Consider the following 21,036-nt stretch of genomic DNA (forward strand, 5'->3'; position numbering starts at 1 on the left):
ACATCAAGGGCTTTTCATGGCATTTGATAATATATTTAAAGCATCAACGGATAAAATACGCCAGTTTTTCACACCTGCAGTTATTGTTAATTGCCAATGCTTTACGTTACTTTAAGCTCCAATTTATAAAACTATGAAACTAAACAAGCTGTTTATCCTGGGCTGTTTATCGTTTGGTTTAATTTCCTCCGGCGTTAATGCCATGCCCGGCGTGCCGGGTAACAACGAGATTATTTACCATATATTTCAGCGAAGCTTTTATGATAGCAACGGCGATTATCACGGCGACCTGAACGGCATCCGCCAAAAACTTGATTATTTGCAGGAGCTTGGCATAACATCCATACTGCTTACCCCACTTTATGAATCTGTTTTTTACCATAATTATTTTGCTATCGATTTTGAAAAGATCGACCCGAAATATGGCTCCCATGCCGATTATCTCAAACTGATTAAAGAGCTGCACCGCCGGGGGATGAAATTTTATATGGATATGGAAACCCAGTATGTTACTGAAGATTCCCGCTGGTGGAAGGAGGCTTTCGGAAACCCCAAGTCGCCATACAGCGATTATATTTTATGGGATGATAAAGACAACAAAAAGCCATCAACCATAGTATATAACCTTACCGGGCTAAAAGGCTATGACAGCGTAACGCGTAAAATAACTACCGCAAACCTTAACAGCGAGGCTTCAAAAGCATATAACCTTAAACTGTTCAGCTACTGGATAGATCCCAATGGCGATGGTAAATTTGACGATGGGGTAGATGGTTTCCGGCTTGACCATATGATGGACGACCTGGATAATAAAGGTCGCCTTCCGCACTTATTCGATACTTTCTGGAACCCATTATTAACCAAACTCCGCTCCATTAACCCTCAAATAAAGATCGTAGCCGAACAAGCCAACTGGTTTAGCCTTGGCACCGAATACCTGGAACGCGGAGGCGTTGACCGGGTATTTGGCTTGCGGCTTTGCTTTGCTATCCGGTCGTTTGATAAAAAGCTGCTTTTAGCCAATGCCGACTCAACACTGGCCATGCTGCCTCCCGGCAAACAACAGGTGGTATTTATCGAGAATCATGATGTACCTCGCTTTAGTTACGCAGTAAAGGGCAATTTGGCTAAACTGAAAGTTGGCTGCGCTTTTAACCTGCTGATGGGCGGCATCCCTTCCATTTACTACGGCCAGGAGTTGGGGATGACCGGCACCACGGCAAACTTCGGCGCTACCGATGCCAATGAGATCCCCGACAGGGAAGCCTTTGAATGGTACAAAAGCGATACGGGCAAAGGCATGGCCCTGTGGTATAAACAAACCGGCCCCTGGAAAGATCAGTTCAATAACGATAAGCCTAATGATGGCATTTCACTTGAAGAAGAAAAACAGGAGCCTAATTCATTATGGCATTACTATAAAAAAATGATCGCTATCCGCAAGGCCAATCCGGCATTTGTTGACGGCGGCTATAAAACCATCAATAATGACAATGATCATGTTTTTACTTTTATGAGGAAGGACGCCGGGCAAATGATACTGGTGGCGATAAACCTGGCAGATAAAGAAGCCAGCGTAAATATTGATACCGACGGAAAACCGGTTAATATTATTGGTGAAGCAAAACCGAAGCTGAAAGCGGGGAAGCTGGCGGTAAATTTACCGGCGTTTGGAGTTGGGGCATGGGAGATCAGCCCCCTCTAAATCTCCCCCGGCAGGGGAGACTTTTAAGTTAATTAAACTTTGTTGTGGTATGGCTTGTTTTTAAAACCCTCCCCATCCGGGGAGGGTTTGGGTGGGGCTCTTACATCGAAGCCGAAGCTTTCACATTTTCCATGCCGTAATGCTTCAGGATGTCATCAGGTACGCCTGTCCATTTGCCGGGTTGGTTACCTGCGTAGCCAATATCTTTCACGCCGATTTCGCTGGTGAAAAAGCCCGAAGCGGTAAGATCACGCATGCGGTTGAAGAAAGCGACGCCCTGGGCCATTTCTGGTTTGGCCTTTTTGGGGTAAGCAATCATATCAATTAGCTGGATCTGCTGATCTTTGCTGCAATCGGTAAATGGCTTGCCGAAGCGGTTAAGGCACTGTAAATCCAGCCAGCGTAAACCACCACGCATCGGGGTTTGGTGATCGGGCATATCTTTTACAATAAACTCAATGAAGTCAGGAACCTTGGCATCTGATGCGCTGCCCGATTTATCATCCTTAGGGATAATGATATCGGCCAGTACAGTGATGGTAGCCATTTCGGTGGCAGTAAAAAATTTATCGGCATGCAGTTTCTTGTCACGCTCAACCTCAAAAGGCTGGCGGCCTGCTTCGTCGCCGGCTGCTGCGGTGGTTGTTTCTTCCGCGCCTTTTTTAGTATCGGTTTTACAGGCCTCCAGTAATAATCCTGCCGAAAGTGTTCCTAAGCCAAGGGCTTTAAGGGAGTCACGTCTGTTCATAAAATTTTTATGTTAGCTTGTTAAACGTTTAATTTTTTTCTTTCCTGGATAATGTATTCTGCGGTACGCATTGATAAGGCAAGGATAGTCCACGTTGCGTTTTTATCGCCCTGCTGTACAAAGGGAGCGGCATCAACTACAAACAGGTTTTTACAATCATGCGCCTGGCACCATTTATTTAAGGCTGATTTTTTAGGATCGTTACCCATACGGATGGTACCTACTTCGTGGATGATCTTACCCGGGGCTTCCAAACCGTAATTGGTTTCAGGCCCTTGAGGTCCGCCATAGATTGCGCCACCCATGTTGTGCATTATTTCCTGGAAGGTTTCCTGCATGTGCTTAGCCTGTTTAATTTCATCAGGGGCCCATTTGTAGTGGAAACGCAATACCGGGATGCCGTATTTGTCTACTACGTTGGGATCAATTTCGCAATAGTTATCATAACGGGCAATAGCTGTACCACGACCGGCCATGCCAAACTGGGTACCATAAAAACGACGGTAATCATCCTTTAACGATGCGCCGTAACCACCGGCCTCTTTCATTTTACCATCGCGGCCCGGCACAACACCGTTCATATTCTGGATCCCACCACTAAAACCATATGATGGCATGTGCAAGCCACCCCCATATTCAATGTGGTAACCGCGAGGAAAGTCCAGTTTTTTATTATCAAGCCACCATGGCGAGTAGATATGCACACTACCCACGCCGTCTTCATTATAACGCTTGCGGTCCATCAGTTGCGGAAGGAAACCACCTGCGCTTGAACCGGTAGAGTCATGCAGGTAATGACCAACAACACCGCTGCTGTTTGCCAAACCACCCGGGTGCTGGGCAGATTTTGAGTTGAGCAGGATCCTGGCCGATTCGCCGGCACTTGCACCAAGGATAACCGTTTTGGCGTTAACCTGGTACTCCTGCAGATCTTCTTTATTAACGTACGATACGCCAACGGCCAGGCCTTCGGCATTGGTGATTACCTCGCGCACCATGGCGTTGGTGATCACCTTTAAGTTACCTGTTTTAATGGCCGGGATCACCAAACATGATGACGCCGAGAAATCGCCGTAAACTTTACAACTGCGACCGCATTGCCCGCAGAAGAAACATGCACCTCGGTCTTTATTACCCGGCAAAGCTTCTGTTAATACCGAACCACGGCCCGGGATAATTTTAACACCAGCTTTTTGAGCGCCTTTTACAATGTACAACTCATTAAGTCTTGGTTTGGGTGGAGGGAGGAAGATGCCATCCGGCTCATTCTCCAAACCTTCTTTTGTGCCGTAAACACCAATCATACGGTCAACCTTATCATAGTATGGTTTTACATCGTCGTAGGTGATTGGCCAGTCATCGGTAAGGCCGTCTTTGGCCTGAAAATCACGCGGGCCCATCCTTAACGAGATCCGGCCCCAGTGATTGGTACGGCCGCCCAGCATCCGCGAGCGGAACCAGAAAAATTCTGTTTTATCTTTTGTGGTATAAGGCTCACCATCAATTTGCCAGCCGCCAAAGGCAGCGTCAAAATCTCCGAAAGGGCGGGTTGTACCGGCACCACGGCGTGGCGACTCCCATGGCCATTTTAATTGTTGTGAATCTTTAGCAGGGTCAAAGTAAGCACCGGCCTCAAGCATCAAAACTTTTATCCCGGCGTTGGCCAAAACGTAACCGGCCATACCCCCACCGGCACCCGAACCAACAATCACCACATCATAGGTGGCTGATGATTTTTTAATTTGCAGATCGCTCATATTATATCAAAGTATCCTTCTTTCTTATACGGAGAGGAAATTACACATGCCAGGGGCACGTTAAACACAATTTAAGTATGGTATAAAGATATGAACAGGGCACTATATCCGTACCCTGTTCATAAAAAATATTAAAGCTCTTTAATGCCGATGTTGCGGAAGCTAACTAAATGGCCATGGTCCTGCAAGGCAATGTGCCCTTTAGGATAGGCGGCAAAGCCTTTCCATGTTTTGAACTTACTGTTATTTAATAATTGCGTCCACTCTTCGCTGCCAATTTTCACATCAACAATTTTGGTTCCGTTGAGCCAAAAAGTAAGCTGGCCGTCTTTTTTACGCAATTTAACTTTGTTCCATTCGCCGGCAGGTTTTGCCACATCTTTTGACGGAGCTTTCATATCATATAATGAACCCGCAAGATGGTTAGCTTTTTTATTGTCGCTGGCATCTTTATTATCAAGTACCTGCATTTCAATGCCGGTAAGGTAGGTATCGCCAAATTGAGGATCTTCATGCACACCGAAGATAACACCGCTGTTCCCTTCCTTGCTGATGTTCCAATCTAAAACAAGCTCGTAGTTTTCATACTCGCCATCGGTAACCAAATCGCCCTGGCCTTCGGCTTTAGGGTCAAGCTGGAGTGTGCCGTCAACCACTTTCCAGGCAGTAGCGTCTTTTTTAAGATAAGTGTGCCATCCGGTGGTGGTTTTACCATCGAACAGGGGAGTGTAACCCTTGGTTTGTGCCGACGCCGACAAACAAAGTGCCGGGATGGCCATCAGGCCAAGCATGATCTTTTTCATAAATTATAGTTGTTTTTTATAGTATCGGAACTGCCATTTAAATAGCTTTGGTTGGTTAAGGCGTTTCCTGTTGGTTTCATTTTTGTTTGTTCTGTACAAGGTAAATGCAGACTTAAAAAGCGTAAAAAGCTATTTTAAGATCATTGCTTTGATAAAACGTTTTAATTACAAATTAAGCGAACATTTTTTTAGGTTGCGATAAATATATTGGCTTTTTTTTAATGCTAAAACGATTATCGCAAAAATAAAGTATAAGCCTGCGAAAACGAGGTAAAAGCTTGGTTACAATGAACAATTTACGGTAGATGGATGGCACAGAAAGAGTATCTAATTGTAACAAATGGTGTGTCCCAATTTTTTGATTCCCCACAAAAAATTGAAAGCCCACCGGCCGTTATTTCTTTTAAAAACAGGAATGTCCCATTTTTTGAGAGTGAAACAGAGAATCGCTTTTTTATGAAACACATTGATAATCAAGCATCTAAAAACCACATGAAACACCACTAAATAATTGGCTATCAGCTATTAAAACTTAAAGGAGTACTTGAAAAGTGTTTCAATATACCGGCCTGAAAAGCCATATTTGTTTTAGCTGTTTTTTATGGATTTTTAAGTTTTTCAGATTAAACAGAATGCACAATGCTCAATACTGACAAAATCGCGCCGCCATAATTCCGGATTGAAATGTGTTGTTTTGCCCCGGAGGGGCAAAATAAGTCCGGGTTTAACAAACAATCAGCTAAGTGAGTACCCGCCCCTGCAAGTCAACACAGCATATTCGCGCCGGTTCGCTGGTATTTAAAAACGCCGTAAGAAATTTTCACACGAATTATTTTCAGACCTACCACAATTAACCGAATTACACGAATTTCAACTTTATGCGATTGAAAAATTCGTGTAATTCGATTAATTTGAAAAAATTAGTGTGAAAATTTCTTATTCGTTAGCGCCGCAGAATCAGCCGGCAAACCTTCTTAATTTCCGGCTAATGTCACAAGATGCCGATTACCGATACATTTACTTAATGCTGACATATGCCCGATTGCGAAAAAACTTATAATAAGTAATATTGCGCCATTATGGTTACGCATATGTTAACACGTACGGCTAAGCCTAATTAACTGCAACCCAAACACTATCGGTAACTAACACTTACTACATTGATCAATTTTTATTTTATAAAACCGGATTTCAAAAAGTCCGGTTTAACGTCGCGTTTCAATTTTACGTTTGCATTAAAAACAATTTGCATACTGTTCCTTTTTATTGTTGTTGACAATAATAAAGCGGCTGCGAACATCCGCACAGCCACCCCTGCAGATACGCTGGCCGACAGCGCACTGATGAAAAAGCGCCTCGTTAACCAGGCATTCGATCACATTTACGAGCAAAACCTGCGGGTATCCGAAGGGGGGAACGATTACTTTAACAAAGTAAAAACCCAACTCACTGCCGACCTGGCGCCTAATTTCGTTTTGTTCAGCACGCCAAAGTCTCGTTTCTTTTTTGTGTTTACCCCAAGGGTGAAGATCCGCCTGCTGGCCTCACAGGGTGCGCCGGTAAAATCGCCGAGCTTTATGCCGGGCGGTACACTGTATTTCAGGGTGAATGAGGATACTTACAATCCAAAGTTCTTTTCGTTTGGATATTCGCACCATTCAAACGGGGTACGCGGACCATCGCTTAATCCCGACGGCAGCTTTAACCGGGATAGCGGCAAGTTCACAACCAACTTTTATACCTTAACTTATTACAACGGTAAACGCTTTGATAAAAAAGACCTGATCATCAACCGTTATGATAACCTGGGTTTAGAGGTCCACGCCGGTCTGTTTAACCTTGGTTTGTCTGAAGGTTTGAAAGATCATTATGGCTTTATTCGCATTAACGGCAGCCGCATGTATAACTTTGCTAAAGCCTATACCGATCCAACAGATAAGAGCAAAAAGATCTATCAAAACTGGCAGCGCATCCGGTTCGACTTTACTTATATTGCTGATAAGTACGATAATTACTCGACCTTTGATTTCAAGAAACGTTTAAATGTAAGCCTGAAATACTATTACCAGTTTCCGTTTATGCCGGATGCCGCCCTCATGGTTGGCGGAGGCTATCGCGGACAGGATGATTACAACCAGTTTTTTGAAGACAGCTATGGTTATGTTACCATTGGCTTTGCAACAAGCCTGAGCTTTCATACGCATAAGTAAACAACCTACGCCGCCGCTCGGCTCCAGCCGGGTGGCAACTATTTCCAGGCCTCTGGCCTGCAAAACAAGGCTCCGACGACCAGAGGCCGTTTGATAGTCAACACCCGGCTGGAGCCGAGCGTTGGCAAAAGGGGAGAAGAAAAGCGGTTTCGCATACGAAACTGCTTTTCCTTTTTTTATCGCTGCCGCAAGCCTCCCGGCTTGTGGCTCGCATGCTAAGTAACCGTCACGCAACACCACTCCTCCCAACACGCATAACCCTCTTTTTTGTACATTTGCCGCATGGCATCCATTAAACCATCTGTACCCAAAGGCACCCGCGATTTTTCACCGGCCGAAATGGTGAAACGCAATTATATTTTCGATACGATTAAATCCGTTTTCCGCAAATACGGCTATCAGCAGATAGAAACGCCGACTATGGAAAACGCATCAACCTTGACTGGTAAATATGGGGATGAGGGAGACAAACTTATCTTCAAAATCTTAGATAGTGGAGATTTTCTTGAAAAAACAAATACTTATAAGGCATTAATAAATCAAGAGCTCTTCAAAAGTTTAGAATCTCGAGATGATTTTAATTTTATAGCAGAATTTTACAAAGAAAATCAGCCAGAAAAGTATACGGAAATCTGGAAAATCATAAATGAAACATGGAAAGAGGATGCAGTAAATTTAGTTAAATCTTTTTTAGTAACTAAACGTTTGGCACCCGAAATCTCCGAAAAAGCCCTCCGCTACGACCTAACCGTGCCATTTGCCCGTTATGTTGTTCAACACCAAAACGAGATCACTTTTCCGTTCAAGCGTTTCCAGGTGCAGCCGGTTTGGCGTGCCGACAGGCCTCAGCGTGGCCGCTACCGTGAGTTTTACCAGTGCGACGCTGACGTAGTTGGCTCTGATTCCCTGCTGAATGAGGCTGAATTTATTATGATCTATGACGAGGCTTTAACCTGGCTTGGCTTGAAAGATTTCAGCATTAAGATCAATAATAGAAAAATACTATCGGGCATTGCACAAGTTATAGATAAATCTGATAATATTATTGATTTGACTGTAGCTATCGACAAGCTGGACAAGATCGGTCTTGATGGCGTGATCAAAGAACTGCTTGAAAAAGGGTTTACCGATGCGGACATCGACAAACTAAAACCTGTTATCCTGCTTGAGGGCAACAATACAGAAAAGCTTGCAAGCCTTCGCGAAGCGTTGGCTCAATCAGAAATCGGCTTAAAAGGCTGCGATGAAATAGAAATCGTTTTCGGCTATATAGAACGTTGCCCGCTGCAAACCGCAAAGTTGGAACTGGACATTACGCTTGCCCGCGGATTGAACTACTACACCGGCGCCATCTTCGAGGTGAAAACCAACGAAGTAAATATGGGCAGCATCGGCGGCGGCGGCAGGTACGACGACCTTACCGGCATGTTTGGATTAAAAGGCCTTACCGGCGCAGGCATCTCCTTCGGGGCCGACAGGATCTACGATGTACTGGAAGAGCTAAACCTTTTCCCGGCCGGCAGCAACCAAACCACACAGGTACTTATATGCAATTTCGATAAAGAAGGCGAACTTTATAGTTTACCTCTATTACAGCAGCTCCGTCGCAACAATATCAACACCGAGCTTTATCCCGCGGGAGCTAAAATCAAAAAGCAGATGGAGTACGCCAACAACAAAAACATCCCTTATGTGGTGGTTATCGGCGGCGATGAAATGCAAACAGGCTTATTGACATTTAAAGATATGGCAAGCGGGGTACAGGAGAAATTAACGGCGGATGAGATTGTAACGAAACTGAACCGGGATTAAACGGATTTATGGGATTGGCAGGATTTGATTTGTACGCGTGTTATTTTCATTTCCTTTATGATTTAGATCGTGTTGGGTGATTAAATCCGGGGGACTGTGAAGTTGTGATCACAAAATTTGGCCTGCCAGTCTGAGCCTGCCGAAGACTCGGGCGCAGACGCCCTGCCCACAATGCTTCGACAGGCTACCCATGACAAGTTAAAAATTACGGTCATGTTGAACTTGTTTCAGCATCCCAATTGCTAAGCCGCTTGCTAATCAAGCCGTCTACCTTTCTTGTGAGGTGCCGAAACAAGTTCGGCATGACGACGGAGAGATGTCATGCTATCTTCACAGGCCGCCGGGTTTAATAACTCAGCACCCTTTTTATCTTTGTGTTTCCTACCCCTTTCCCTCTCCTTCATCTTTTTTTAAGTGTCCTTCAAGCTGCGGGTTTTGGGGAGGAAGGGTTTTTACGCGGTGTTCGACTTCGGTTTGCTGGACATGAACGGCGTAATCTGCCGGTTCGATATGGCTGCCGCTGGCTTCTGCAAATACCTGGGTAAACTCGGCCCCGATGTACAATATGGCGGATGTATAATAGATCCAAACCAATATCACAATAATAGAACCAGCAGCACCGTATGCCGAACCTTGTGCTGTGTATTGAATATAAAGGCTGATGAGGTACTGGCCTATCATAAACAAAATAGCTGTAAATACCGCGCCGCTGCGCACATCCCGCCATTTGATCTTAACATCGGGCAAAAACTTGAATATGATGCCAAACAAGGTAGTGATCACCACCAGGGTAATGCCCAGGTTTAGCACCTGGACAAATACTTTCGTAAAAGAATCGATACCGGGAAAAAAATGCTGGATCTGATCCTTCAGGGCACTTATGACCAGGTTGATAATGAGCGACGCCAACAATAGGAAGCCCAGGCTGATGATGAGTGAAAATGACACGAAGCGGTTTTTCAAAAGCTGGACCCAGCCGCTTTTGGGTTTGGCTTTAACCCTCCAGATTATGTTAAGCGAATCCTGGATCTCGATAAAAATACTGCTTGCACCCAATAAAAGCGTAACCACACCAATAACAACAGCTATACCCGATTTCCCGGATAGCGCAAGGTGCTTTAAGGCATCCTGAATTTGTGCTGCCGGTGTTTTGCCAACGTAACGAACAATTTCGGGGTACAACCGCTCAGTTGCGGCATCCTGTCCAAAAACCAGGCCGGCTACCGATATTACAATAATTAATAATGGGGCAATTGAAAAAACGGTGTAATAAGCCAGCGAGGCACTTAATTTTAAGCCATTATCTTTTGAAAAGCCCGTGAACGATGCCAGCAGCACCTTCCATAGTTGTTTAAAGTATGCTTTGCTTAAAAACTTCATGCCTGTGTTTTTGTGGGTTAACGCCTGCTTATGTACGGTTAAGCAATATTAATGCCTTTTGTAAGGTTTTGTAATAAAAGTTGTAAGTTTTGAAGCGGCGGGCACAGGAAAAGCCTATAAACTTTGAACGGGAATATCCATCAACTCATACCCGGCCCAGCCTATAAAATCATAATGCCACCATTCGGTTGAGAGCACTTTGAAGCCGTATTTGGCCATTACTGTTTTCAGCAGTTCGCGGTTGGCAATTTGCTGCGGCGGTAAATTCATATAATTTGCACCGGCCTTGCGGCTAAAGCTATCAAAGCCGGTTGGCATATCCAGCTCTGTACCGCTTTTAAGATTGATGAGGGAGAGATCAATAGCACAGCCCCGGTTATGTTTTGACCCTTTGCGCGGGTCGGCTACAAAATTGGTATCAGGGGCCATTTCATAAAAATTAACAGTAACTGAATAGGGGCGGTAGGCATCGTAAATTTTAAGGCCAAGGCCCTGTCCTTTTAATTCGGCTTCAACCTGTTGAAGCGCTTTCACTACAGGCAGGCGCGCAAATGCTTTGCCTGTAGTGTACATGCGGCGGTGCATGAAATTGTTGCCGGTAGCATACCGCAGATCTAAGATGATCTCTGGAATATATTTCTTTATTTCAACCAGCTGTTTATCAGGGTTTGCTTTAACCTGTCGTTTATAGCGGTCAATACCATAAATTTTTGTACTGTCGATATATTTATAATGTTGAGCACTCGCGCGTAATGTCCCGGCGATAAATAGCAACAAGATCAAATACCGGTGATTCATATTATCTGTTTATCTGTTCGATACGATCAGCAGGTCGAGGTCTTTGCAGGGAATAGAAAAGCGCTCGCCGATGTGTTTATTGGTAAGCTGCCCCTGGTAAATATAAACCGCATTACGAACGCCCGATTTTTGCCAGATGAGGTTTTTGATACCGCCCATATCGCCGATATCAAGCAGTATCGGTGCAAAAATGTTGGTGAGCGCATAAGTAGCCGTACGGGCTACACGTGATGCAATATTGGGCACACAATAATGAATTACATCATATTTGCGAAAAACCGGGTGGGTATGGTTGGTAACTTCGGATGTTTCAAAACAGCCGCCCTGATCAATGCTTACATCAATGATCACCGAGTCGCGTTTCATGCGGCTGACTGTAGCTTCAGAAATAATGCAGGGGCTGCGGCCATCTTCGGCACGAAGCGCACCTATGGCCACATCGCAGGTAGTGATGGCTTTTTCCAATACAATAGGCTGTACCACCGAAGTAAAAACCCGGTTGCCGATATTGTTTTGCAGGCGGCGGAGTTTGTATATCGATGGGTCAAATACCTTAACTTCGGCACCCAATGATATGGCAGTGCGTGCTGCGTATTCACCTACTGTGCCGGCGCCAAGAATTACGATTTCGGTTGGCGGAACGCCGGTTATACCGCCCAGCATCAGGCCTTTGCCTTCAAAAACATTGCTTAAATATTCGGCTGCGATGAGTATGGAGGTAGCGCCCACAATTTCGCTCATGGCCCTTACCACTGTAAGGGTATTGCCCTCATCGCGCAGGTGCTCAAAGCTTAGCGCGGTGATCTTTTTGGCCATCAGCGCCTGGATGCTTTCGGCCTTGAGCGTAGCGATTTGCAGGGTGGAGATGAGGAGCTGCCCGGGCTTCATCAACTCAATTTCATGAGTTGTGGGCGGGGCAATTTTGATAATGATATCGGCCTCGTAAACCTTTTTGGTATCATAAACTATCTGAGCCCCCTGTTCGCTGTAATCCTTATCCGAAAAATTGGCGGCCTGCCCGGCATTACTCTCCAGTATTACCTCGTGCCCGTTATTAACCAGCAACGCTACCGACAGCGGGGTTAAGGGCACACGGTTTTCCTGGAAGGACACCTCTTTAGGAATGCCGATGTATAGCTTGTTCTTTTTGCTTTTTACCTCCAGCAACGACTCCTGGGGCTGCATCATTGCCTGCTTGGCAATATCCGAAAACCCGCTGTATATCCCTGAACTCATGATGTGTTTTTTTAAGGCTGTTGAAGATAAGAAAAAACGATATATGATAAAACTAAATATTTTCGATGCTGATGCTGCGCGAGTTGCTGTCCAAAACCCGGATCCGGATGTTGGTGTAGCTGTTCGGGAGCAGGTCGGGAATTTTTTCGGGCCACTCAATAAAGCAGTAGGCATCGCTGTAAAAATATTCCTCATAGCCCATATCCAATGCTTCTGTTTGATTTTTAAGGCGATAGAAATCAAAATGAAAAACCCTGCTGTCGCGGCCGGTGTATTCGTTCACGATAGAAAACGTTGGGCTGGTGGCCTGTTCCGTTACACCAAGCTCTTCGCATAAAGCTTTGATGAGCGTTGTTTTGCCGGCTCCCATTTCGCCATAAAAAAGAAAAATTTTATTCCCTGCCGAGTTAGCCAGGATGGCTTCGGCAGCCTGCGGTAATTGGGAAGTTGAATTTACAGATAGTTGCACGTGTTTGACTCTCTTTTACGTCATTGCGAGTAACGAAGCAATCCCAAACTATACAGGGCAGCTTTGCCTGGTTGCTCTGCTAATAGGGATTGCTTCGTTCCTCGCAATGACGTGTGTTTACATATATTAGTAAGGTTACCAAAAATACTCAAAATCCATAAATTATAAATTAGCCGTCAAGGCTTTAAAAAAAGCCTCCTTAACCTCAATATGCGGGATATGCCCGCAGTTATCAAACTCGATAAGCTTGCAGCCGGGGATCTTCTTAGCCGTTTCGGGCCCTAATATTTTATATTGGCCATGTTTGGCTTTTTCTTCGTCGGTAAGTAAGGCCTTGCCTACTATGGTTTTGTCCTCTTTGCCTATAAACAATACCGCAGGCACTTTAATGAGCCCGAACTCGTAACAAACGGGCTGCTCATAGATCATTTCAAAAGTAAGCGCGGCTACTTTAGCATAACGAGGGAAATCGGCGCTTTTACTTACGCCGGCGCCAATGGTAACTAAATAATCATATTCGGGTTTCCAGATGGTGAAGTAAGATGTTTGATAGTATTTCTTAACGCTTTCGTAGCTGGTTTTAAATTCGGTTTTATAATCGTCTTCGGCACTTGCATAGGGAACAAATGTGCGGTAATCTTCCGGACCGATCGGGTCTTCAAGCAGCAGTTTTTCAACTTTGTCCGGGTACATAAGCGTAAAGCGGGTAGCCAGCATCCCGCCCATGGAGTGGCCCATTAAAGTGATCTTATGAACCCCTAAACTATCCAGCAGGTTTTTGTTAAACCTTGCCAGTTGATGAAAGCTGTAATGGATAAATGCTTTTGACGATTTGCCAAAGCCTATTTGGTCTGGCACAATCACCCGGTAGCCTTTATCGGTTAACACCCGGATCACATCTGCCCAATAATAGCCGCCAAAGTTTTTACCGTGAAAAAGCATTACCGTTTTACCGTTTGGAGCAGCCGGTTTAACATCCATATAAGCCATGCGAAGATCCTGTCTCTCAACTTTTACAGGCATAAAATTTACCGGGTATGGGTATTTTACATTTTCGAGCGTGATGGAAAGCGTATCGGTTTGGGCATTTGCAGCAATACCTGTTGATGTCAGAAGGAGAAGTATCAGTATTTTACGCATACAGAAAAATACAGAGGACAGAACTAAATGTTTGCACCCCGGTCCCCTAAAGGGGGAGTTTGACCCGGTGAAAATATATTTCGCCCCGCTGGCGCAACTCTTGTGCAGAGCTGACTTGTGCCTTCTACTAAAAGTTGAGTTTTATGAACTAAGCATCAATTCAGCCACCTCTTCGCCCACCAAACTCCCCATAGCCACACCCATGCCATTACACCTCACAGCACAAAAAATCCCCGGCTGCACCTGTTTTACTATCGGACTGATCTCTTGCCCGAAACCCATGATGCCGCTCCACCAGTAATCAATCTCTGCATTTTGACCGGGCAGCAACACCTCGTTGAGGTAGGTTATCAGTTGCTGCTTCACAACATCTGTATGCCCAAAATCCCAGGTTTCTTCGGCTTTGTAATTGAGGTTGCGGCCGCCGCCAAACAGTATCCGGTCATCAATATTACGGAAATAGTAATAACCCTGGTTAAAATGATAAGTGCCTTTAAGCTTTAAACCAGGAACAGGTTTGGTGACCATTACCTGCCCGCGGCCGGGTACTACATCAAGCTCAGGGTATAGCTGACTTGCAAATGCATTAGTAGCCAAAATTACTTTGCCCGCTTTAAAAGCACCTTGCGACGTGCTTAGCCAGATGTGCTTATCTTCCTGCTCAATAACGGAGATACTACAATTGTTAAGCACCAGTACGCCCAACTGATATACTTTATATAATAAAGCACGCATCATTTTACCGGTATGGATCTGCCCTTCAAACGGGTTGTATATGATATGCTTCACTTTATTGAAGCCAAAACCTGCAATTTTTTCATCGGCTACTGAATAAATGTCAGCCTTGTTTATGGCTTGCTGTATTAATTTATTGAGATGATCTATTTGTTCAATGCATTCACGCGCATGGCTTTCTTCATGATCCATAAACAGTTCATGGCCGCCGTATTGATAATAATCGATGTTAGCGTCACCTAAATTTTCCCTTAGGCGCTGCAGTCCTTTCCACTTGTAAGCAACCAAACGCATGGCCTCTGTTTGAGATGAATGATTTATTGCCTCAATTTGCTCCGAAACTGTACCAAAACACGCAAAACCAGCGTTTTTAGTACTGGCTCCTGATGGTAAAAAGCCGCGCTCCAACACTAAAACTTTTAAGGTTGGTTGCTGTTTTTTTAACTGAAGGGCGGCGCTAAGGCCAATGAGTCCGCTGCCAATAATGATAACATCGGCGTTATCGGTAAAGGCTGTGCGTTCCCAGTATGAAAATGATGGCTCCAACATGCTCAAAAATAGTTATTCGGGAAGCAAAAACTTTGAGGCGACCTGATGCTTTTAAACTTTTTGCTTAAAGCGGAATAGTTTTTGAACAAGCGCTGTAACGTTTGTAAGGTTTCAACCTACTTAGTTTTAACTTATATTTATCAATATCATATGAATCACATATCATTAATTATGGGATACATCGCGCCAAACTCGGCCTGGTTCCTGATGATTATTGTTGCCCTGGTAAGCTTTATTGTACAATGGCGGTTCAGGAGTAAATTTAAGCAGTATTCTGAAATTGGTTTAATGTCTGGTCTATCAGGCCAGGAAGTGGCCGTGAAGATGCTGCGTGCCCATGGCATATTTGATGTACAGGTAATTTGTGTAGAGGGGCAGCTTACCGATCATTACAATCCCGAAACAAAAACAGTTAACCTGAGCACCGATGTTTTTTACAGCCGGAGCATTGCCGCCGCCGCAGTTGCTGCACACGAATGCGGCCATGCTGTACAACACGCCGAAGCTTATGGCTGGCTCAGCTTTCGTTCGGCAATGGTACCCGCCATTAACGTAGCATCAACCATTACCCAGTGGACGTTGTTTATCGGTATCATGCTGTTGTTTTTTTCAGGAAGCCCATATGTTTTGGCGATAGGTGTTGCGGCGCTGGCATTGGTGACATTTTTTAGCTTTATAACCCTACCGGTTGAGTTTGATGCAAGCCGCCGTGCATTGGCCTGGTTAAATAATAATTACAGCATTGTACAAACCAGCCAGGAGCAAGAACAGGCTAAAGACGCCCTCTGGTGGGCTGCCATGACCTATGTAGTTGCCGCGCTGAGCGCATTGGCAACGCTGGTTTATTATGCTTCGTTTTTGTTTAACAGGAGGAATTAAGATCAGAAGCAAGAAGTCAAGACCTAAGAGCCAAGAAAAAGAAGCAGAATTTCAAGAGCCAGCAAAAAGAAGCGATGTCAGGAGTCAAGAAACAAGACTTGTTTTAGGTTGACATCCAGAAAAGCCCCAATTGATTATACAATTAGGGCTTTTCTATTTTCAAAACTTTCTTTCTGTCTTGCCTCTTGAATCTTGCTGTCTTGATTTCTTGTTGTCTCTAACTTCATGATCCTTTCATTTATCCCGCCGAAACTTAATGTAATGTTCATGTTACACGGGTAGGTTTGATTAAAATCATAGATCATGAAAAAGATAGCAAGTGTAATTATGGTGCTTTTGATAGTATCAATAGCATCCATTAAAACCTATGCACAAATCAGTATAGGTATTTCTGTAAATATAGCACCGCCGGTATTGCCAACTTATACCCAGCCGCCCTGCCCTGTTGACGGGTATTTGTGGACACCTGGTTATTGGGCTTATGACCAGGATGGCGGATATTACTGGGTTCCGGGAGTGTGGGTGAGCCCGCCATCGCCAGGTTATTTATGGACGCCTGGTTACTGGGGTTATAACGGCACCGTATACGTTTACCATGAAGGTTATTGGGGCCGCCATATCGGGTTTTACGGAGGGGTTAATTATGGTTATGGTTACACAGGCAGTGGTTACGTTGGCGGCCGCTGGGCAGGTAATTCATTTCAGTACAACACCGCTGTTGTGAATGTTAATAAAACGGTTGTTCATAATACCTATATCAATAAAACAGTTATTAATAACGTTACCGTTAATAACAATAGCTTTAACGGGCCGGGAGGCGTAACTGCAAAACCGGGACCGCAGGAGCGCGCCGCCGAAAAGGAAAAACACGTACAACCAACCTCAGATCAAATTACCCACCGGCAGGTTGCGGGGAAAGACAAAAGTCAGTTTGCAAGAAATAATAACGGACACCCTGCCACTGCTGCCATGAACAAGGTTAACGGAAGCCGCTTTAGGCCGGAAGGAAACCGGTCGCAAGCACCAGTAAGAGCAAATGCAGCGGCTAACTCGGCTCATAACGGTAATGCTGCACCATCTGCCGACAATTCCGCTAACAGCCATTCTCCAGCCAGGAGGACAAATGTCGCAGCTGTAAATAATGGCGCTGCAAGGCCCGCTGCGCAGCATAGCAATAGAGCTCCACGCAGGCAAGCCCCGGCCCCACGCGAAGAAAAACTGCACGGAGAAAGGCAACGATAAGTTGCCCCCTAACCCCCCTAAAGGGGGAACTATGGCGAATAATTTAAAAGCAAAAAGCCGGATAATTTTATCCGGCTTTCTTTTTATTTAGTATAAAAATCTTGCAATTCAAACTCCCCCTTCAGGGGGCCGGGGGGCGACTAATTCAATCTGTACGGCGCTATTAAATAAAACTCCGGGATCTGCACATTAAAATTGGCGTTATCAAGCAGGCGTAACATGTGGTATTCGCCTTTCATGTTGCCCATATCTGTTTTGAGGTTACAGCCCGATACGTACTCATGGGTATGACCTGGTTCAATAACAGGTTGCTGACCTACCACACCTTCGCCTTCCACTTCGCGCTTTGCTCCGTTTGAGTCAAATATATACCAGTGACGGCTCATCAACCTGATGGCGTAGTTGGTCATATTTTCGATGCTTACCTTGTAGGCGAACATAAAATGATCATTTGCCGGGTTTGAATACTCCGGCTGATATATGGTTTCTATGGAAACCTTAACACCCTCAGTTATAGTGGTAACCATGTGACAAGTATCGTTTATTTCAAATATATGGAAAGGGAGCAAATATTAAGCCATTTCAATGGCATATTTTTCTTCGATCTCGGCCAGGATCTGGTTAACTGATTCAAGATCAGCGGCGGTAACCAGGCGCATCCTGAACTCCTTGAAATGATCGATACCCTTAAAATAGTTAGAATAATGCCTGCGCATCTCAAAAATGCCCGTTTTTGGCCCTTTCCACTCTATTGATTTGTGCAAGTGGGCGCTGCAGGCTGCTATTCGCTCAGTAATTGTTGGCTTATCAAGATATTCGCCGGTTTTAAAATAATGCTTTATTTCGCGGAAAATCCATGGATAACCAATCGCCGCCCGACCGATCATCATGCCGTCAACCTCGTATTCCATGCGCCACGCGGCTGCCTTTTCGGGCGAATCGATGTCGCCATTGCCGAAAATGGGGATTTTTATCCGCGGGTTTTTTTTGATATCCCTGATCAATGCCCAATCGGCCTCGCCTTTGTACATCTGTGAGCGGGTACGGCCGTGTATGGTAAGTGCCTTAATCCCTACATCCTGCAGGCGCTCGGCAACTTCATAAACGTTTTTGGTGTTATCGTCCCAGCCTAAACGGGTTTTTACGGTTACGGGTAAGTGCGTGGCCTCAACAACGGCCTTGGTCATGGCAACCATTTTATCAATATCCTGTAAAAGGCTTGCACCGGCACCGCGGCAGGCCACCTGCTTTACCGGGCATCCATAGTTAATATCCATCAGATCGGGATTGGCCAGCGTAGCTATCTCGGTAGCTTCGCGCATGTGGTCAATATCACTGCCGAAGATCTGGATGCCGATAGGCCGCTCGTATTCAAAAATATCCAGCTTTTGCCTGCTTTTTGCCGCATCGCGGATCAGGCCTTCGCTTGAAATAAACTCTGTATACATCATATCCGCGCCGTTTTGCTTGCACACATAACGGAAGGGCGGATCACTCACATCCTCCATCGGCGCCAGCAACAGCGGGAACTCTCCTAAATCAATATTTCCTATTTGTACAGACATCCTTATCTTTAGCCTGCAAAAATACGAATTTTACATCGAATGATAAAAGACCCATATCAAGCGCATCAGCCACAGAGAAGTCAAATAACACCGTTTTTACAGTTTATAATACTAATTGCGCTAACCATTGGGATGCTGATTGTGTGCAGTTTAATAGCTGCGGGTATTATCTGGGCAATATTCGGCATGAAAACCCTTGGCGACACTTTCGGTTTTAATACACAAAACCCACATTTGGGACCGGCGTTATGGACGCTGCAGATCGTTAGTACTACGTTACCTTTATTTATAGCCCCCTTAATTTTTGCCCGCTTTATTGTAAGGGAACCTGCAGACTATCTGAAAGCTACCTTTAAATTTCCGCCGGTATTATTGGTGCTGATCTTATCGATCATGATCTGCTCATCGCCGGTTATGGAAGTGCTGGTAAATGTTAATCAAAAATTGGCATTACCGGCATCTTTAAAAAGCCTTGAAGATGCTTTGCGTACTATGGAAGCCCAGGCACAAAAAGCAACCGAAGCCATGCTGCAGATGAAAACTGTGTGGGATATGCTTTTCGCGGTTTTAGTTGTTGGTTTATTAACAGCAATTGCCGAAGAGTTTTTATTCAGGGGAGCGCTGCAAACTATTATGATCAGGCTTACAAAAAATCCTCATGCTGCCATCTGGATCACTGCCATTCTGTTTAGCGCATTCCACATGGAATTTTTTACCTTTTTGCCGCGTGTGGCCCTGGGTGTGTTTTTTGGATATTTTGTAATGTGGAGCGGCAGCATCTGGACAAGCGTTTGGGCTCATTTTTTAAATAATGCCACCCAGGTGGTGATCCTGTACCTGTATCAACAGAAAAGAATAACCCTTGACCCTAACGATCAGCACGTATTTAATTACCAGAGCTATGCATTAAGCGTGATAATTATTTTAATTTTGCTTTTTATGTACAGAAATACTGCTAAAGGAAAAAGTCCGCTGCTTAGTTAAATGGAAAAAAACTGGGTCAAAATTTTTACTTCAACTAATTTTTACCAATCAGAAATTGTTAAGCAGATGCTTACCGGGAATCATATTGATACCGTTTTGCTTAATAAACAGGATTCATCGCACCGCAATTTTGGCGAAATAGAGGTTTATATTCACCAGGAGGATTTTAGCAAGGCTATCGAGATCATGATCCTCAATCAAATTAATATATGAAACAACGCGCCATAACTGGCTTATTTTTTATCATCGTAATGATTGGGTCTAATTTGTTAGGCCCTTATGTATTTAGTGTTTTTTACTTGTTGCTGAGCCTGTTTTGCCTGCTGGAGTTTTACAAACTGGTTAAACAAGGCGGCATGCAGCCCGAACGTTTTACAGGCGCCCTTGCCGGGGCAATCCTGTTTTTCTTTTTCGCCGCCAATTGCTATTTCCCGGCATATAAATATATTATACTGCTGCCCATACTATTTAGCTTCATCCCGATAGGCGAGCTATATAAAAAATCTACCGCGCCATTCACTAATATCGGTTTCACTTATTTAGGCTTATTGATGGCCGTTGTGCCGTTCATATTTTTCCATGCCATGGCTTTTACCCGCGGCGACGGGGTATTTAACTTTCATGTACCGCTTGGCTTTTTGATTATGCTGTGGAGCAATGATACCGGGGCTTACCTGGTGGGGAGCAAGTTTGGCCGTAATAAGTTGTTTGAAAGGCATTCGCCTAAAAAATCATGGGAAGGCTTTATCGGTGGTATCCTCATCTGCGCGTTTGCGGCATATATTTTGAGCCGTTTTTATACAGAGTACAACTGTTTCGACTGGATCATCATGTCGCTTATCATCTCAAACTTTGGCACCATGGGCGATCTGGTTGAATCCATGTTCAAGCGCAGCCTAAACGTAAAAGACTCTGGGGGCATATTACCGGGCCATGGTGGCCTGCTCGACAGGTTTGACGGCCTGCTGATGGCCGCGCCAATTGTATATGCATACCTGTACTTAATTTCAAATTAGTAGTTTTG

Annotated in this window: 20 protein-coding genes; 8 read left to right on the forward strand and 12 right to left on the reverse strand. The window is 44.7% G+C overall.

What is annotated here, in order from left to right:
- The first annotated feature begins 133 nt into the window (after positions 1-133).
- Positions 134-1,705, forward strand: a complete 1,572-nt coding sequence (locus tag SNE26_RS25100; protein ID WP_321556601.1) for an alpha-amylase family glycosyl hydrolase — start codon at positions 134-136, stop codon at positions 1,703-1,705.
- A 100-nt stretch (positions 1,706-1,805) separates the two neighbouring features.
- Here the strand turns inward: SNE26_RS25100 and SNE26_RS25105 are convergent, their stop codons facing one another.
- The 3 genes from SNE26_RS25105 to SNE26_RS25115 form a co-directional block, all read right to left on the reverse strand.
- Positions 1,806-2,453 (reverse strand): gluconate 2-dehydrogenase subunit 3 family protein, encoded by a 648-nt coding sequence (locus SNE26_RS25105; protein WP_321556602.1) that lies wholly within the window; start codon positions 2,451-2,453, stop codon positions 1,806-1,808.
- Between the two features lie 20 nt (positions 2,454-2,473).
- On the reverse strand, positions 2,474-4,210 hold the full coding sequence (locus SNE26_RS25110; protein ID WP_321556603.1) for a GMC family oxidoreductase: 1,737 nt from the start codon (positions 4,208-4,210) through the stop codon (positions 2,474-2,476).
- Positions 4,211-4,341: 131 nt separating this feature from the next.
- Positions 4,342-5,013 (reverse strand): DUF1080 domain-containing protein, encoded by a 672-nt coding sequence (locus SNE26_RS25115; protein WP_321556604.1) that lies wholly within the window; start codon positions 5,011-5,013, stop codon positions 4,342-4,344.
- Between the two features lie 1,160 nt (positions 5,014-6,173).
- Here SNE26_RS25115 and SNE26_RS25120 point away from each other — a divergent pair.
- Positions 6,174-7,223, forward strand: a complete 1,050-nt coding sequence (locus SNE26_RS25120) for a hypothetical protein (protein ID WP_321556605.1) — start codon at positions 6,174-6,176, stop codon at positions 7,221-7,223.
- A 282-nt stretch (positions 7,224-7,505) separates the two neighbouring features.
- Positions 7,506-9,035, forward strand: a complete 1,530-nt coding sequence (gene hisS, locus SNE26_RS25125) for a histidine--tRNA ligase (RefSeq protein ID WP_321556606.1) — start codon at positions 7,506-7,508, stop codon at positions 9,033-9,035.
- A gap of 381 nt (positions 9,036-9,416) precedes the next feature.
- Here hisS and SNE26_RS25130 read toward each other — a convergent pair whose 3' ends face one another.
- The 6 genes from SNE26_RS25130 to SNE26_RS25155 all read right to left on the reverse strand — a co-directional run bounded on the left by SNE26_RS25130 (position 9,417) and on the right by SNE26_RS25155 (position 15,342).
- Positions 9,417-10,415, reverse strand: coding sequence for a YihY/virulence factor BrkB family protein (locus SNE26_RS25130; protein WP_321556607.1), 999 nt, complete (start codon positions 10,413-10,415; stop codon positions 9,417-9,419).
- Between the two features lie 114 nt (positions 10,416-10,529).
- A complete protein-coding gene (locus SNE26_RS25135) occupies positions 10,530-11,213 on the reverse strand; it encodes a M15 family metallopeptidase (RefSeq protein ID WP_321556608.1) in 684 nt (227 codons plus the stop codon).
- Between the two features lie 9 nt (positions 11,214-11,222).
- Positions 11,223-12,449, reverse strand: coding sequence for an alanine dehydrogenase (locus SNE26_RS25140; protein ID WP_321556609.1), 1,227 nt, complete (start codon positions 12,447-12,449; stop codon positions 11,223-11,225).
- A gap of 52 nt (positions 12,450-12,501) precedes the next feature.
- Entirely contained in the window at positions 12,502-12,918 is a 417-nt protein-coding gene (gene tsaE, locus SNE26_RS25145) for a tRNA (adenosine(37)-N6)-threonylcarbamoyltransferase complex ATPase subunit type 1 TsaE (RefSeq protein ID WP_321556610.1), read from the reverse strand.
- A gap of 162 nt (positions 12,919-13,080) precedes the next feature.
- A complete protein-coding gene (locus SNE26_RS25150; RefSeq protein WP_321556611.1) occupies positions 13,081-14,058 on the reverse strand; it encodes an alpha/beta hydrolase in 978 nt (325 codons plus the stop codon).
- A 141-nt stretch (positions 14,059-14,199) separates the two neighbouring features.
- Positions 14,200-15,342: an FAD-binding oxidoreductase gene (locus SNE26_RS25155; RefSeq protein WP_321556612.1), complete on the reverse strand. Its 1,143-nt coding sequence runs from the start codon at positions 15,340-15,342 to the stop codon at positions 14,200-14,202.
- A gap of 150 nt (positions 15,343-15,492) precedes the next feature.
- Between SNE26_RS25155 and SNE26_RS25160 the strand changes: the two genes are divergently transcribed.
- Positions 15,493-16,221 carry a zinc metallopeptidase gene (locus SNE26_RS25160; protein ID WP_321556613.1) on the forward strand — a complete coding sequence of 243 codons (729 nt, stop codon included), beginning with the start codon at positions 15,493-15,495 and terminating at the stop codon, positions 16,219-16,221.
- A 134-nt stretch (positions 16,222-16,355) separates the two neighbouring features.
- Here the strand turns inward: SNE26_RS25160 and SNE26_RS25165 are convergent, their stop codons facing one another.
- Positions 16,356-16,490 (reverse strand): hypothetical protein, encoded by a 135-nt coding sequence (locus SNE26_RS25165; protein WP_321556614.1) that lies wholly within the window; start codon positions 16,488-16,490, stop codon positions 16,356-16,358.
- A gap of 34 nt (positions 16,491-16,524) precedes the next feature.
- Between SNE26_RS25165 and SNE26_RS25170 the strand changes: the two genes are divergently transcribed.
- Positions 16,525-17,463 carry a YXWGXW repeat-containing protein gene (locus SNE26_RS25170; protein WP_321556615.1) on the forward strand — a complete coding sequence of 313 codons (939 nt, stop codon included), beginning with the start codon at positions 16,525-16,527 and terminating at the stop codon, positions 17,461-17,463.
- Positions 17,464-17,603: 140 nt separating this feature from the next.
- Here SNE26_RS25170 and apaG read toward each other — a convergent pair whose 3' ends face one another.
- Positions 17,604-17,990 (reverse strand): Co2+/Mg2+ efflux protein ApaG, encoded by a 387-nt coding sequence (gene apaG, locus SNE26_RS25175; protein ID WP_121232413.1) that lies wholly within the window; start codon positions 17,988-17,990, stop codon positions 17,604-17,606.
- Positions 17,991-18,035: 45 nt separating this feature from the next.
- Positions 18,036-19,028, reverse strand: a complete 993-nt coding sequence (gene dusB, locus SNE26_RS25180; RefSeq protein WP_321556616.1) for a tRNA dihydrouridine synthase DusB — start codon at positions 19,026-19,028, stop codon at positions 18,036-18,038.
- Between the two features lie 132 nt (positions 19,029-19,160).
- On the opposite strand from dusB, the gene SNE26_RS25185 reads away from it, so the two are divergent.
- Genes SNE26_RS25185 through SNE26_RS25195 form a run of 3 tightly spaced genes read left to right on the forward strand, consistent with a single transcriptional unit; the run spans position 19,161 to position 21,028 of the window.
- Positions 19,161-20,012 carry a CPBP family intramembrane glutamic endopeptidase gene (locus tag SNE26_RS25185; RefSeq protein ID WP_321556617.1) on the forward strand — a complete coding sequence of 284 codons (852 nt, stop codon included), beginning with the start codon at positions 19,161-19,163 and terminating at the stop codon, positions 20,010-20,012.
- Positions 20,013-20,225: a DUF2007 domain-containing protein gene (locus tag SNE26_RS25190; protein WP_091167115.1), complete on the forward strand. Its 213-nt coding sequence runs from the start codon at positions 20,013-20,015 to the stop codon at positions 20,223-20,225.
- Positions 20,222-21,028, forward strand: a complete 807-nt coding sequence (locus SNE26_RS25195; RefSeq protein ID WP_321556618.1) for a phosphatidate cytidylyltransferase — start codon at positions 20,222-20,224, stop codon at positions 21,026-21,028. Before SNE26_RS25190 ends, SNE26_RS25195 begins: the two co-directional genes overlap by 4 nt.
- Positions 21,029-21,036 lie beyond the last annotated feature (8 nt).

The sequence above is a fragment of the Mucilaginibacter sp. cycad4 genome, from assembly GCF_034263275.1.
In the GTDB taxonomy this organism is placed as follows: Bacteria; Bacteroidota; Bacteroidia; order Sphingobacteriales; family Sphingobacteriaceae; genus Mucilaginibacter.